Raw genomic sequence first — 15,029 nt, 5'->3', positions numbered from 1 at the left:
GATAAAGTTCTAACAAGCTGTTGAGTGATCCAACTTAGGCCACGGCGTTAGAAGCAGGCTCAAAATATTCATTCTTATCAGGTTTAAACCCTGCTTCTTCTTTCACCTGTTTTTGCCCGTCATTGATTACGACTAGGCTTTTCACAATCCGCTAAAGGATCTTTCTCAGTTACTCTGGTAAATCATCTATAATTCTTAGAAACAATCAGTACAAAGGTTGCTCCAAAGTATGAACTAGTTTATCCTTGGCACCCTATTATTTTAAGTTAAACAACATCATTTTTGAAGCAAATGGGAGAAGTGACCGAGTGGTTTAAGGTGCACGCCTGGAAAGCGTGTGTACGGTTATCACCGTACCGCGGGTTCGAATCCCGCCTTCTCCGCCATTTAAAGACAAACAACTTATTGATTATAAAAATAAAATTATCTACTTAACTCCTTCAGTTCTGACTTTAATTCTTACCGTAGAAAATTCCACTCGCCCTAAAAAGACATTTTTTATACAAGGGTCGAATCTTTTATAGGGTTAGTAATTAAATTAGTGGCAATATCCAATCTTGGCAAAGCATTTATGATCTTCATTGTCTCTAGGCTCACCGTAATAACACGCTGAAACAATTTAAGCGGATAGGCTGCATCGTTCATGGTTTCAATTGCCCATAGATTTGCATCGTTTACAATGCCACTTTCTTTATGAGTTGTGACTGCTTGTCGTTCCATAACCCATTCCAAGGCAGGCTTGCCATTGACCACATATTCATAGGCTTCCAATGGAATTTCTTTTATGGTGATATGGTTGTTATACACGACAACGCTTTTGTCTTCCTTGTTAGCGAACCTCATTTTCTCAACGTAATAATCTTTGTCACCTAGCTCATTAAGCTTTTTATTGCCAGTATCCAGTTTCACTGGGTAGCAGTTTACGGTTTCATAATTTAAGTGTAGCTCTGCCAAGTCACGGCCTGCCTTGCTAAATATCCAAAAATCAGAAGCTTTTTTTACACAAGGAATACGTGGTAATTCTTTGCTGAGATTATCAGCATAGCGCTTTTTGTAATCCTCAGAATGAAGCAAGCCATAGATGTAGTAGAACACATCTTCCTTGGTAAGGATTTCTGTAGAATACGCTATCTGGAAATGTACTAAACCCGCATCGGTAATGCCATCCTTTGCTGTGTATTGAGTATTGCTTTTGGTTGATGAGCTTGATTGCGGGTTAGCAACAAGCTCATCCTGCATATCATTAGTCTTAATTGATGCATCAGCTAGCGAATTTTTTTCATAGAGCTTGAGTGGGAAACATTGAGCTCCTGCTTCTAACATATTTAGATCAATAAGAGCTTTACTTATTAAAACTGAGAAACCTTTTTTTGCCCCAAGGCTTGTCACACAAATCATCCGATTACCCATCCCTGCACTAGGAAAAATACAGGGCATTTGGTAAATCCTTGCATTCCAATCCTTGCTAAAGTAAAGATAGCTCTTTGTAAATGGGCGGTAAAAGCAGATGGTTATGGATTCAGGCTGGAATTGATGTATTTTAGATTTTGCAAAATCGTTTTTTTAAATTGTGATTCCAACTAATTTTCGTGGTGTCGTTCGTTACGAATCCATCAATATCTACTTCATTGCTTGTGCCTGTTTGAGCTTGATAACGTAAGACTTCGCTATTATAGAAATCAATCATACTTTTCATTCTATCTGTAACAGCAGCTTTGCTGAAGTTGTAACACCAAGCATCACGTCCAGTAGCTACACCTAGTGAGTAATTCTCAAAAACCACCGCTGCATTTCTATCTTTCTTATCTCCCAAGCTGATAAATTCACTGAAACTGTCATCCCGCTGATTTACCCAGTCATGATGCTGGTCGGGTACAATGGGTAACCAGCCGTTAGCTTTTTTAATTCCACTGATACTTTTGAATTTGCTAATTCTGGCGAGCTTTTCTTCACGGCTTAAATAATCACCAATGTCGTGAAAATAAATCAGACCTTTTTCAACTTTATGGGGGTTTTTAATCAAAATACTGATGGCAATGGGTGCCCGGCTACCACTTCCAAAAATCTTACCTCCTTCTTTTCTTGATAACTCACCTGACGTGCGCTGATTTCCCCGCAAGTGGAACACATAAATACTACTGAATTCCTCCGCCAGGCATTTACGCAATCCATCGGCAGTATTGGCATCCACAAAGCTAGCATTGCTTACAAAACCAATTACGCCACTATTCCCTATGCGATTACTTGCCCAACGGATTGCGCGGATATAAGAGTCCATTAAATTTTTGGTAGATGTTGCTATTGAATGAGCGGCATAGGTGGCGCGGATACTTTTATCCAAATTAGGGTAAGCAATATTGGCGTTATTATCATTAGCACTGTTTTGACCTGCTGAATAGGGCGGGTTACCCATAATCACCCGTATATCCAGCGCTTTCTGCTTTTTACGTCGACTGCTATTGGCTTCCAGCATTTCACTTACCAGATCTTCTTTTTCGTGCAATTGGAAGGTGTCAGTCAAGCAAATACCATTAAAGGGTTGATACTCTCCCCCCATGATGCTGTGATAGACCGCTTCGATATTGATAGCCGCGATGTAATATGCCAGCAAAACGATTTCATTAGCATGGATTTCATTCTGATATTTATACGCCAACTGTTCTTTGCTGATTAAGCCGCTTTGCAGCAATCGAGTGATAAATGTGCCGGTGCCAGTAAACGGGTCAATAATGTGGATATTCTTGCTACCTAATGTCTGACCAAACTCTTGTTGCAGCACATCATTGATACTATGAATAATAAAGTCGACCACTTCCACGGGGGTATAAACAATGCCCAGCCGGTCGGTCATTTTAGGGAAGGCATTGCGGAAAAACTTGTCATAGAGTTCCACAACGATCTTTTGCTTGCCTTCTGCTTTGTCAATCCCTTCAGCTCGCAACTTTACACTAGCATAGAATTTTTCCAGCGTATCGGCTTCTTTGCTCAAATTGTGTTGCTGCAATAGATTTAGCACGCCCTGCATGGCTAGGGACATAGGGTTATGCTGGGCAAAACTATAATCACTGAACAAGGCATCAAATACTGGCTTTGTAATGAGGTGTTGGGCTAGCATCTCGATTATTTCTTCATTGCTGATGCTATCGTTTAAGTCATCGCGTAATTCGGCAGCGAAACTATTAAACGCTTCAATCTCTCTTGTGTTAGCCGGGTTCTCAAGAATGGTTTTAATACGTGTGATATGAGTACGGGCAATTTTCGCAATATCGTTCGCCCAATCTTCCCAGTGCTGGCGGTTGCCACACTTCTGCACGACCTTGGCATAGATAGCGCGTTCTATTTCACCAATTTCGAATTGCAGCTCAAGTTGATCTTCTTCGTTATTCTTTCTCTGTCCTGTTTCGCCAATGCTATAACTATTTCTGGCATTTTTCCTCTTCTTGTCACCCGGTTTCTTGTTCGGCTTTTTCTGAAGCTTGTCAGTGACGGCTACGATTTCCATTTTGGATTTGTCGCTACCAATCAAATCCAGCTTGTTGATCATGGCATCAAACCGATCATCGTGCGAGCGTAAGGCTTGCAATACCTGCCAAACTACTTTATAGGTTTGGTTATCGTTTAACGCTTCATGGGCTTCTATACCGGCTGGTATAACCACTGGCAGAATGACATAACCGCGTTTTTTACCTGGGGCAATGCGCATCACTCTACCGACTGATTGCACCACATCTACTTGAGAATTGCGTGGCGTTAAAAATAAAACAGCATCAAGCGCGGGTACATCCACTCCTTCGGATAAACAACGTACATTGCTGAGAATGCGGCAGGTATTTTCTGGTATTTCTGCTTTAAGCCATTGCAATTTTTCTTCTTTCGCCGTGGCGTTCATGCTGCCATCAACATGTTCAGCCTCACAAATGAGGCGTGCTTCTGGCTCTATTTCTTCCTGTTCCTGATAAGCCTCGACTACTGCCTGAAACATGGATGCAATCTGCCTGGAACTGACCTTGTGAACCCTGTTACCTCTTTGCGCTTCAATTACCTGACAAAAAGCTACCGCACGGCGCATGGGGTCTTGGTCACCGATCAATTGTTCTTGCGTGCCAAGCTTAGCCAGCGCTTTCCAACAACCAATGATTTTTCCGGCATCATCCACCTTGAGAGAATTATTCTCATCGGATAATAATTTTTGGATGCTTCTTTGAACATGTTCTTCATCTACCGCCAAAACGATCACTTTGTAATCTACCAACAGTTCAAGTTTGACCGCTTCAGAAAAAGTGATGACATACAGCTCTTTGCCGTAGAGCTTTTCATCATCCATAGAATATAGCGCCACATTGTCTCTCTCAGCTATGGCTCTAGCATTGTCACCGTAAATGCGCGGGGTAGCAGTCATATAGAGGCGTTTCTTTGACCGGATGAAGTCGCCATCATGTACCTTGACAAAGTTGCTTTCATCTTCATTATCAAAAGTAGCGCCCGTGGTGCGGTGTGCTTCATCACAGATAATCAGGTCAAAATCAGCCGAACCATGATCGTGTTGTGCTTTGCTGATTACATCAATGGAATGATAAGTGGAAAACACCACGCTCATATGATCATTATCGTGGCGCTTCTCCATTTCAACGGCAAGCCGCTTGGGTTCTGTTGTAGCTGGGTATCGCAATTCATGAGTAAAAGTTTGCACCACATCATTATCAATCCTTCTTCTGTGCCCCACATCGCTATCAGAGCACACCGCAAAACTATGTAAGGGCACTTCACTTTCTTGTGTCCATTCGGTAAGCGTTTGGGATAATAAAGAAAGGCTCGGTACCAGAAAAAGAACACGTTTGCCCATGCCTGCAAGCTTCTCGGCTATTTTTAAACTTGTGAAAGTTTTCCCGGTACCACAAGCCATAATTAATTTCCCACGATCAGCATCAGCAGGCTGTAATCCTGCTTCCACGGCTGACACAGCAGCTTTCTGGTGATCGCGTAATTTTTTCTTCTCTTTGAGAACAGGAGATATCTTTGGCTGATATTTCTCCCAGTCTATTTTGCTGTTTTCCAGATCATGCAGATCAATTTTACTAACCGGTGGTTGTTGCCCCTGAAGCGCATGTTCAGCGTGTTCGCTCCAATTGTTGGTTGTGGTGATGACTATACGGTGAGTGAACGGTTTTTTTCCTGACGCGGTAAAGAAGCTATCTATGTCAGCTTTATGAATACGGTAGCCTTCATCATAAAATTTGCACTGGATCGCATGGAATTCATTGGTGCCCTGGGTTTTTGCCACTAAATCTATGCCGGTATCGCGTTTATCAAGCCCTCGCTCTTCTGCCCAATCAGCATATGTCCAGATATCACTGTAAAGATCGCGATAAGTGGCTTCATTTCTGAGGTATGTCAGAATAAGCTCTTCAAAATATGTGCCTTTTTCTCGCTCGGTAAGTGATGCTTGTCGGTAGCTTGCAAGCAGGTTTTGTAAAGCTGCCATATTCTCCCCAGGTTATTTTTTACTGCTGAATTTTATTGAAAATTAAGGTAAGGGTGTTTGTTATCTTCGGTTAAAGCAGAAGATTGGAAATTCAATAAATCAAATAGAAAACCCCACCGAATCAGTTCACAACTCGGTGGGGCTTCCAACACTTTTTTAAATTTTAGGTTGATTCATGACAAGTACTGCATCATGAAATACATTCAACGGCCTTTATTTATGAAACTTTAACTTTTTGCCATCTTCAAGCAAAGCATAGGAAAACCCCCACCGGATAGCTTGGAGATCTAGTGAGGGTTTTGTTTCACATTCGAGAAGTTCATGACAAGTACTGCATCATGAAATAATTTAATCGGCTCTTATTTTGAAAGCTTTAGAAAAAAAGAGCAAGGCATATACAAACACCATTTCCGCCATAAAATAAGCGCTCTAATGCAATCCTAGCGCTTGCCTATCCTTATTAATACTTCGTTTAACCATATTCTATAATCTTTCATTTTGGATGGGTTAAGGTTATCTCTTCGCCAGCTGGTCGCAGCTTCCAAAGAATCCCAAGGCATTCCCTGAGCAATCAATTTATAAAGCATCGTTCGAGAGATATTCAAAGAATGCGCTAATTCAGATTTAGTCATTTTATGTAAGGTTTTGTAAACCTAAATTACCTTTTTTGGATACGTTTAGCGAAGAAAAAGCAAGTCGCGGTTCTCTAGTGTAAAGTTGCAAAGATCGAAATAACCCCTATTCCTAGTTTCGCGGCTGCAAAAATTCTAGCAAAGCGCGGTCCGGGGCCTGGAAGCGCTAAAGATTGAAGCCCCCCTCTCCACTTCTTAATTATTAGGCTTTTTTTCAGAAGCCCAGACCTTATTTGTTTGTACCTAATATAAAGGTTTTAAAAATATTCAATTCGATTTGCAGAATATTGCTAAAAATAAACGCCATTATGCGTCCCGACATAAAATCCACAGTAGAGTATTCTAGAAATAACGGCATATATCTCAATACTTCCAATATAATCTTGTTCTTGAACTTTGTTTGCTCTAGGCAGCCGCATACCAGAGCACTGCAAAGTAATGGCATGCAGTACCCACCATTACAAATAAATGCCAGAGGAAATGGCCATATCGAAAACGCGAATCGGTCACGAAGAAGAACACGCCAACAGTGTAGGCGATGCCTCCTGCAACCAGCCATAGTAGACCGGAGACAGGTATGCGGGTATACAACGGATAAATTGCGATCAAAATGAGCCATCCCATAAGCAGATAAAGACTGGTAGAAATGATGGGGTTGTGCATCTTATCAGACACCTTCAGTGCCACCCCAATTGCAGCAAGACTCCAGACGATCCCAAGGAGCGTCCAGCCCCATGCGCCATGAAGCACGCCAAGCGTGAACGGCGTGTAGGTGCCGGCGATAAGGAGAAAGATCGCGCAGTGTTCGACAATCTTAAACACACGCTTGGCCTTGCCTCGCGGCAGGGCATGATAGAGAGTAGAAGCAAGATAAAGTAGCACCATCGTTGCCATGAAGAGACTCGCACCGGTGATGAATTTCGTATCTGGGTGCTGCACTGCATGGATAATAAGAAATGGGGCTGCTACAAGTGCTGCGACCAATCCTATACCATGGCTAATGCTATTGGCGATCTCTTCCCCTCGGGACTGCTCACGTTCGGGTTCTGCAAGTATTATTTTCACGATTTTCCAACTTATGGTCTAACGAGTGTGTGAAAAACGATTTGATGGGTCAATCCATACCATTTGCGGAGAGTGCTTGAATTTGATTTTAAATGGAACTCTAGCATCCAAACACCTCAGGTAAGTCTTGACACGGATAACCAGCTTTTTGGCCTGGATTTATCCTCCATTCCATCTCTATATTTTACGAAACCTTGGGTTCCACTAAATTTCGCATACTTTAAAATGCCAGAAAATGATTCTGGGTACTGCTACTAACTCTGTAACACACTACTCATGCAACATTAATAGAACATGTATTTAGAGCCCATTATAGATATTAGTTTGCTTTCTTGAGAATAAAATAGGTTATTGACAGCCCAAGCAGAATTGACGCCATACCCAATAGGAATTCAGGTGGGCTAGATTTTAAATCTAAAGTAATTAACTTATTACCTAGAGCAATGATTGCCACCTCAATTACGAATGCTGGGTTAATAGAACCATGCACTAGATAGCTTTTTATAGATTTAAGAAGCTCTAATCCGATCACAATGACGAGAAAAAGAGCAAAGGACTCAAACAGCGTGTGAGTTTTGACTAGGAACAAAGGGGCAGCAATAATTCCTGCTAGTATGGCTCGACCTAACTCAATAGTACCCAAGAGTACTGAGATAAGCAGCATAAAGACAAGGACATATATTATATATCTTTCAATTCGATCTATAATGCTCAACATATTGTCCACCTTAAAAAAATACTTCTTAATTGCATGCTCTGAGTATTCATAATGAATAACAGAAGGCGTGAATTTCAACAAAGAAAAAGTCTGTATCAGAATGAGGTATTCAATTCAAAGTCAGCTTTTCAGGTATAACGCAGCAGTAGCGGAATTTCTAGACGATCTATGTTTAATAGACCTTCAACTGGGGAACTTAGTGGTGTATGTGTTTAATTGGTGATGTTCAACTTTTCTGATGAACTGTACTTCAAGAAAGAACTTTGAGCGGATGTAAAAGATTATTTATCGGTTCTCATAGTTCATAGAAGCAGAAATGAACTTATATAAGTATACGCTTCCTGCTATGGAATTTCATAAATTAGTTCAAATAATATTTGGGCCCACAAGAGTGATGATTGGCAGGGTATCTAACGGGGTGTGCTAAAAATGACGTAGTGAAGTGAGCACCAGAGCAAGTAATTGGTGAGCACCTATCGCGGGTTCAACCACTTGTCAGCTAGCGCTTAGATTCCTTAACCTGATACATTGCTGTATCAGCCAACTTAAGGATTTCGTCTTGGTTAACGTCATGATTGAAAAATAACACTACTCCGACACTCGCGGTGCAGTCATGTTCAATAGTAGTATCAGATTTCCCCTCATGCTTGACAACTAGCGAGTAGGAAGCCGACAAGGAGGCACGGATTTTTTCTGCGACGAGCTCAGCTTGTGAAACTGATTCGGCTTTATCCCTATTCAAATCGTTCAGTATTACAACAAACTCATCACCGCCGAAGCGGGACACTGTATCCATCCCACGAACACAATTTTTAAGCCGATTCGCAACTTCAATCAATAGCAAATCTCCCACCACATGCCCATATGTATCATTAAGTGGCTTGAAATTATCCATATCAAGGAACATCAGTGCAAAATAGCGACCACTGCGCTGGCTGGCAGACATGGCTTGGCTCAAACGGTCGTTGAGCAGACGACGGTTAGGTAATTGGGTGAGCGAGTCATAGAACGCCAGTTGATTAATCTGCGCTTCTATTTGCTTACGTTCTGTTATGTCTTGCATGGTTAGGAGAATCGTATGTGAGCCAATATTTCCTCTGAAAATCTCCCGCGCGTTGAGCAGGAAAATCTTTCGTCCGATATTTAGAAAGACGTGCTCGACTTCATACCCACTAATTACAGTAGTGTGGGGAATAATATTCTCAAGGAGTAACCGCAAGTCTGGAATGTCCCATTGCCCATTTCCAATGTCGTAGATAAAATTCCCAACTGTATGTTCAGGTGATACTTTGAAGGTGTCGTAGAAGCTGCGGTTAGTGGAGAGAATCTTTAGGTCTGAACTTAGTATCATAAGAGGCTCGCGTATGGTTTCAATGACGCTCTCAGCATAATCGCGCTCACCCTTAATTTTCATCTCCGACTGGCTTTGTTCAACTGCTGCCTCTTCAAGGATGGCACAACGCTTGCGAAGCTCAGTGATCTCATGAATTAATTGTACTTTCGTTTTTTCGAAGTGTTTCATGCTAAATCTGTTCAGCAAATTTTATTTGCATTACCCAAAAACACCCTGAAAGATTGCGCCGAAATATTCAACGGCATCCCCGAGAGTATATACTCTGATTCTGGCAGCTGCATTTACCTTTTTGGGAAGCATTCGCACAAGGGATGCTGTAATCCGTACCCCTTGATCTACCAATTGACTATGCAAATATTCTGTACCATAAGTAGCTTTGGTACATTGGTATGCAGCCAGCATCTGTTTTTTCGCTCTCGTATTTCTCTGTTTAAGATTATAAGACTAGTTTTTAATTAGTTCTTTTTTTGTTAGATTTAGAGAAGGAATTGTAAAGCGCGGTCCTGGGCTTAAGAGTGCTTGAGATTGAAGCTCCCCTGTTATCAAAACCTGTTTTTCTGAACTGCCCGTGTAAAAATTTAAGCAAAGCGCGGTTTCGTGCTTAAAAGCACTAAAGATATAAGGTAGGGTCTTATCAAGAATAGTATTCAACGTTTCGGCACTTTTCAACACTTTGTCACAAAACAGAATACAAGGTGGGGTTTCGTCTAGCACGCTATTTGCCGCTATTATAGCGTCGTGCTTCACGAATAACGCTGTTATTTAACGTTAAAATAACACAGATCTTGTTTAATTCTCTTTTACACTTTCCCACACTTTGTTAATTTTGCAGCGTATAAATCTATTTCAACCTACTTTAGATCGCTAGAATGCGCCACAAGCTATTACCCTGCCTTATGTGAAACACCTTCCCACCATAAATACAGAATAATAGCCTGTAGCTTTATTCTGAACGTTAGAAGGTAGTGATCCTCCTTTCCTTGGCTTGAACACGCTGCACCGCTTCAGAATATCTGGTACCGGCCTGTACCTCACGCCGTGATTAGTGGCTTTATATTGCTGGCAATGCCCACCAAAGAGAAACAGGCAATCACGACACTACCCGATCATCTGGTGATGAATAGTCCTTATCCGTTACAGCATAATCACTATAAATGCCTTCTCTCAAGGTGGGAATACACGTTCACAACATTCACAACATTCACAAACCTTTATAATCAGTAATTTGCGTGTGAACATCTATATTTTCAATGTTCACGTAATGTTCACACATGTTCACAGGTCAAGAATAATACTGATATTATTAATCAATGTCTTGCATTATTGTGTGAATGTTGTGAACATTGTGAATATCTTTTCCGACCTTGCGGGAGGTGGATCAGTTTTTCTTCAAGATACAGTGGATACCATCCCGCCGCGCTTTTGATTCAACTGAGCATTCAATACCGATTTGTCGCAAAGCAGGCGCTAACCGTCGCAATTCATCACCAAGCTTTCTAGGTGATTTCGGCCAAAAATCACCAGGCTCGATCCCTGCTTTATGCTCAAAGTCGTTCAGCCTACGCAATAGGTCGCCAACCGTGCCTATATGACTGTATCCACATTCAACAAAGCCACAAAGAGCACGTCCAAGTGGCGTTGCGTCGATTGTGTTTGCCACTGCCTCTTTGCGAAGCTCGATATATTTATTCAAAAAGTAGCCGCTACCTTTGCCAAGGGCCTGGCTCATTGCCTCGCCTAATTTAGTAAAGTCCGCCATTCTCGGGAGTTTTGCCGGGTCGATCTCTACGCCTGGTAATATTCGCAGTGACTTTGATAGCAAATCAAGCAACCCGCCAAAGATAACCGGTGCAAGCCTATCAACCATTCTTTTGTGTTCTGCCTCATCTATCCTTTTTTCAATCAGTGGGAGGCTTACCGTTATAGACCTGTCAAGCAAATCAGGCCGTGTGATAACTCTATTTATTCCATTAAGAACAACCGGATTTTTTGCGGTTAATATGGTTTCCTCTCCATTGGTGTATAAGGTTCTTGAAGCGTACCCGCCACCAGTGGACACAACACAAAGCGCATCTGACATATCCTGGCTTAGACTGGACAGATTCTCATAACTGACAAGATGCCCATTGCTGGCCACTATATAAATATCTTCAACTGTCTTTGGTCTTGACCTTAGCATCACCTCGTTATTATCAATGAATAGCCGTATAACTCGCTGCGTCGTGCTTTTGGCACTACCTTGCTCACCTGTTAATTCAAGAACCGGGTAAGGGGTATTATTTCTGAAGCACTCAAGAATCCACGCCAGGATAAGCAATTCATCCTCTTTGGGCACGTTTAGCAACTTGAACAAATCCAGCGCATTACCCCCTGATAGTGGCATCGGTAACGGCCTGAAGTTTCGGTTTCTCAAAAATCTGACAGGTGGATTACTAATAATCTGCCAACCGCTGGAATCAACGCGCAAGGCTTGCCAGTCATCGTTTGCAAGATCAATCCAATAAGCTCCATCGTGGAACATTACGCGCCGCCCTGTTGCGTGTTTCTTGCCTTCATATTTGGCAATTCCGCTTAAATTAGCGCAGGCGTCCGCCATAACCTCTTTACTAACAGAACCAATTTTTTCAAAAAAAGCTTGCCGACTCAGCCATTCTTTAAAACCACGTGAATCAATCGCCCAGTGTTCTTTATGGCTATTAGCTTCAAAGCTTGCGTAGGGATCGCGGTTTTCATCGTGCCACATTTCGCAGGATGATTTAGCTAGGTTGATTATGTCAGTTAGCCTGGATGTTCTTTTTTCATTATCTTTGCTTTTTACTTCTGGTTTTGGCGTTTCCGCCTTGCTGAAATCAATCACGGCCGATGAGGTGTTAGACATGGCAACCTCCTGTCAAGTAATCATTCCAATCCATGCCCGCAATAGGTGGAATCAATACCTTGCCGCCTACCACTAACGCTGCCTCGTTTGCCGCTTTCTGACCTACACCAGATAAGTCATTATCACCACATACGATAATTTCATGGTCAGGAAAATGGCTTCTGATAACTTTGGCAACAGGTAAGAGATTGCCCGCATCAAACGCCACAATGATATGCTGTCCGCTATGCTCAAAAAGACTTGCTCCTGTTGCGTAGCCTTCACAAATTAGAATCCGTTCGGATAGGCCATCAATGATGAAAAAGCATTCTTCTTTTTTACTACCCTTTGGGAAGCGCTTCTTACCTTCCGGGGAGATAAACTGAAGATTAACTAGCCTACCTGCTTGATCTTGGAGAGGCACAATAAGCGCATTGCCAAGAATTTTCACGCCATGAGGCTGAATACCTTTCTTGATTAAATATTGGTGGTCTTTCTGGTTTCTTGCTGGTCTGCCGCAGCCATACAGGTAGGCTGCTTTTGCCGCCACTTTCTCACGTTGACTGTGGAGTTTAATCCTTCTCTGGTGTTCTGCCTCGTCAATTCTAGCTTGCTGTGCAATTATTTCCTGGTGGGTCAGTTTTCTGCCTATATCCGCCCGCCAATTCTGCCAACCTAGCCCATCAGTATGATTTTGGAAGCCGCCACAGGGAAAATCGTCAATATGCAGGAGATAAGCGCCATCTCGATTGTTTCTAGATTTGCCAGCAATAGCGCATCTATGAATCTCACCATCAGCAACCGGATTGACAATAATCAATCCTCGTTTACTAGCTGCATCATTGGCGAATTGATTAACAATATCAAGGTGATTTGTTAAAATACTGTTTGCTGACTGACAAGAGTCTTCAGGTAAAGAAATAGGAGCATACATAATCTGGTGCTCCTTTTTTATTGCACTACATTTTTACGGTCTGCTTCAAGCTTGGCTACCAACTCTTTAAGTTGGTCATCCGTATAGCCTGCCGCCATCGCTCTGCAAACCGTATTGACTTCTGAATCAATCCATACGGATGAACTTCCAATCTTGACAGGGTGGGGAAATTTCCCCTTACGAATTCTTAAATATAAATTCGCGTGGGAAAATGATGTTTGTTCTAATACTGCGGGTTTCTTCTTGAAACTAATTTCTTGCATAATCATCCTTTAGATTAAAAAGATGACAATGACTTTATGCGTATAAAGCTACTTTTTTCGTGCTTTAAGGGCACTATTTTGTTAACATGTAACTTGCGTTGAATGCAATAACAAAAAAGCGTTTAACGTACTCAGTCATTGTCATATCCGTGAAGGGAAAAAAATTGACTGGATTAAATCCCTCAAAGTGCGCCAACACTTTGGGGGAAACCTCACAATCACTTATGAATATAACATTATTCATCTGCGTATTATAATACAGTGATAAACTGATTCGAACTTTTAATCTATCTGTAAGCCTCATTTATTCAGATAATCCGCCCAATCATTCATCAATATCCGTCTTTTATTGAAAAGGTCTGAACGTCGGTAAGCTCCTTCAACCGCGCCAATAGCATGAGCAAGTGCCTGTTCGCATACCTCGCGAGGATATTGTGTCTTTTCTGCCGCCCAATCTCGAAAACTGGAACGTAAGCCGTGAATGGTTGCTTCTTTATATGAGATTGACTTAAGCGCTTTGCTGATTGCCACGTCAGAAAGAGCATCACCATATTGATTGAAATAAACTAATCCTTTTTTACTAAGAGGATTAAATGTTTTAACCTTTTCCAGTATCTCAATACATTCTTGTGATAATGGGACACGATGCTCACGCCCTGCCTTTATCCTTTTTCCCGGTATTGTCCAGATCGCATTATCTATGTCTATTTCATCCCACATCATTTCACGCGCTTCATTGCTGCGACATGCTGTTAACGCTATCCATCTGACACAATAAGCGCTCATACTGGTTTTAGCGCGTAATATCGTCATGATTTCAGGTAATCGATCGTAGTAAATAGCCTCAAAGTGTTCTACTGGCTGCGTTTTCTTTGGGGATGGATAAATGTGATCTAAACACCCACGCCAGCGTGCAGGGTTTGCTTTATCTATACTTTCATGCAGATAGCCAAAATCTAAAACAGCCTCAACCCGCATTCTCACCCGGCTTGCTGTTTCGGTCTTGTCGTACCAGATAGGCTTCAGAATCCTTTTAATGTCCTCTAAATGAATTTCCTGAACAGGCTTCTTACCGATAAAAGGAAAGACATATTCTTGTAACGTATTAACCCATTGTTGAGCATGTTTGGCATTGCGCCACCCTGCCCGCTTTGACTCGATCAACTCAAGCGCATAATCAGCAAAGGTCTTGGTCTGTTGCTTTGGTGTTAACAGGTTTTTGGGATTCGAACCCGCAGCAATAGCACGCTTCATGTCGACAGCTAAATCACGTGCCTCAGATAGAGTTCTAACAGAAACTGAACCCATACCCAATTCAACAGGCTTTCCATTAACTTTATAACGAAATACCCAGCTTCTAGCGCCAGAATTTTTAACGCGCAAATATAGACAATTGCCGTCTGAATGACTGCCTGGGGGTAGAGTTTTAATTTTTACTGCTTGTAGCTTGCCCATATCTAATTCTTACCTTAGTTCTGACCAATAAGACTAGACAGCAGTATATTTTATGATACAGTGATATACAAGCTTTTTGCAGAAATGCTCTTAATTAGGCTTAAATAAAAGGATTTTTGGTATAAGAGTGGATATCAGTAGACAACTGTGGAAAGCTGGTTAGGGGGACGCCTTCTCCGCCAATATCCCAGTATTTAAGCAGTTATTGAGATATTTTTATAATTTTCCCATCAATATTCCCATCAAAAAATATCTTTAAATCTCAAGTG

General features: G+C 41.8%; 10 protein-coding genes and 1 tRNA gene. 1 reads left to right on the top strand and 10 read right to left on the bottom strand.

All coding sequences use genetic code 11. From position 1 onward, the window contains the following. Positions 1-294 precede the first annotated feature (294 nt). Positions 295-386: transfer RNA gene (locus AAW31_RS10855), tRNA-Ser, on the top strand. 112 nt (positions 387-498) lie between these two features. On the opposite strand, the gene AAW31_RS23150 is transcribed toward AAW31_RS10855, so the two are convergent. The 10 genes from AAW31_RS23150 to AAW31_RS10800 all read right to left on the bottom strand — a co-directional run bounded on the left by AAW31_RS23150 (position 499) and on the right by AAW31_RS10800 (position 14,760). After that, positions 499-1,509, bottom strand: a complete 1,011-nt coding sequence (locus AAW31_RS23150) for a type ISP restriction/modification enzyme (RefSeq protein WP_258920434.1) — start codon at positions 1,507-1,509, stop codon at positions 499-501. Between the two features lie 31 nt (positions 1,510-1,540). Further along, positions 1,541-5,482 (bottom strand): DEAD/DEAH box helicase, encoded by a 3,942-nt coding sequence (locus AAW31_RS10850; protein ID WP_200899613.1) that lies wholly within the window; start codon positions 5,480-5,482, stop codon positions 1,541-1,543. Between the two features lie 1,037 nt (positions 5,483-6,519). Beyond that, on the bottom strand, positions 6,520-7,179 hold the full coding sequence (gene trhA, locus AAW31_RS10845) for a PAQR family membrane homeostasis protein TrhA (RefSeq protein ID WP_046850235.1): 660 nt from the start codon (positions 7,177-7,179) through the stop codon (positions 6,520-6,522). A 319-nt stretch (positions 7,180-7,498) separates the two neighbouring features. Beyond that, positions 7,499-7,897 (bottom strand): phosphate-starvation-inducible PsiE family protein, encoded by a 399-nt coding sequence (locus tag AAW31_RS10840; RefSeq protein WP_046851710.1) that lies wholly within the window; start codon positions 7,895-7,897, stop codon positions 7,499-7,501. Positions 7,898-8,396: 499 nt separating this feature from the next. Continuing rightward, entirely contained in the window at positions 8,397-9,419 is a 1,023-nt protein-coding gene (locus AAW31_RS19010; protein ID WP_052752208.1) for a sensor domain-containing diguanylate cyclase, read from the bottom strand. 276 nt (positions 9,420-9,695) lie between these two features. Further along, positions 9,696-9,998: a hypothetical protein gene (locus AAW31_RS10825; RefSeq protein ID WP_046850233.1), complete on the bottom strand. Its 303-nt coding sequence runs from the start codon at positions 9,996-9,998 to the stop codon at positions 9,696-9,698. 631 nt (positions 9,999-10,629) lie between these two features. Then, positions 10,630-12,129: a hypothetical protein gene (locus AAW31_RS10820; protein ID WP_052752207.1), complete on the bottom strand. Its 1,500-nt coding sequence runs from the start codon at positions 12,127-12,129 to the stop codon at positions 10,630-10,632. Continuing rightward, positions 12,122-13,042 carry a toprim domain-containing protein gene (locus AAW31_RS10815; RefSeq protein WP_052752206.1) on the bottom strand — a complete coding sequence of 307 codons (921 nt, stop codon included), beginning with the start codon at positions 13,040-13,042 and terminating at the stop codon, positions 12,122-12,124. Before AAW31_RS10815 ends, AAW31_RS10820 begins: the two co-directional genes overlap by 8 nt. 17 nt (positions 13,043-13,059) lie before the next feature. Then, positions 13,060-13,305 (bottom strand): helix-turn-helix transcriptional regulator, encoded by a 246-nt coding sequence (locus AAW31_RS10810; RefSeq protein WP_046850232.1) that lies wholly within the window; start codon positions 13,303-13,305, stop codon positions 13,060-13,062. A 300-nt stretch (positions 13,306-13,605) separates the two neighbouring features. Next, entirely contained in the window at positions 13,606-14,760 is a 1,155-nt protein-coding gene (locus AAW31_RS10800; protein WP_046850230.1) for a tyrosine-type recombinase/integrase, read from the bottom strand. Positions 14,761-15,029: the final 269 nt, after the last annotated feature.

Source organism: Nitrosomonas communis (assembly GCF_001007935.1).
In the GTDB taxonomy this organism is placed as follows: domain Bacteria; phylum Pseudomonadota; class Gammaproteobacteria; order Burkholderiales; family Nitrosomonadaceae; genus Nitrosomonas; species Nitrosomonas communis.
Note: the sequence above shows the minus strand (reverse complement) of the source record. Positions and strands in the feature narration are given on the sequence as shown.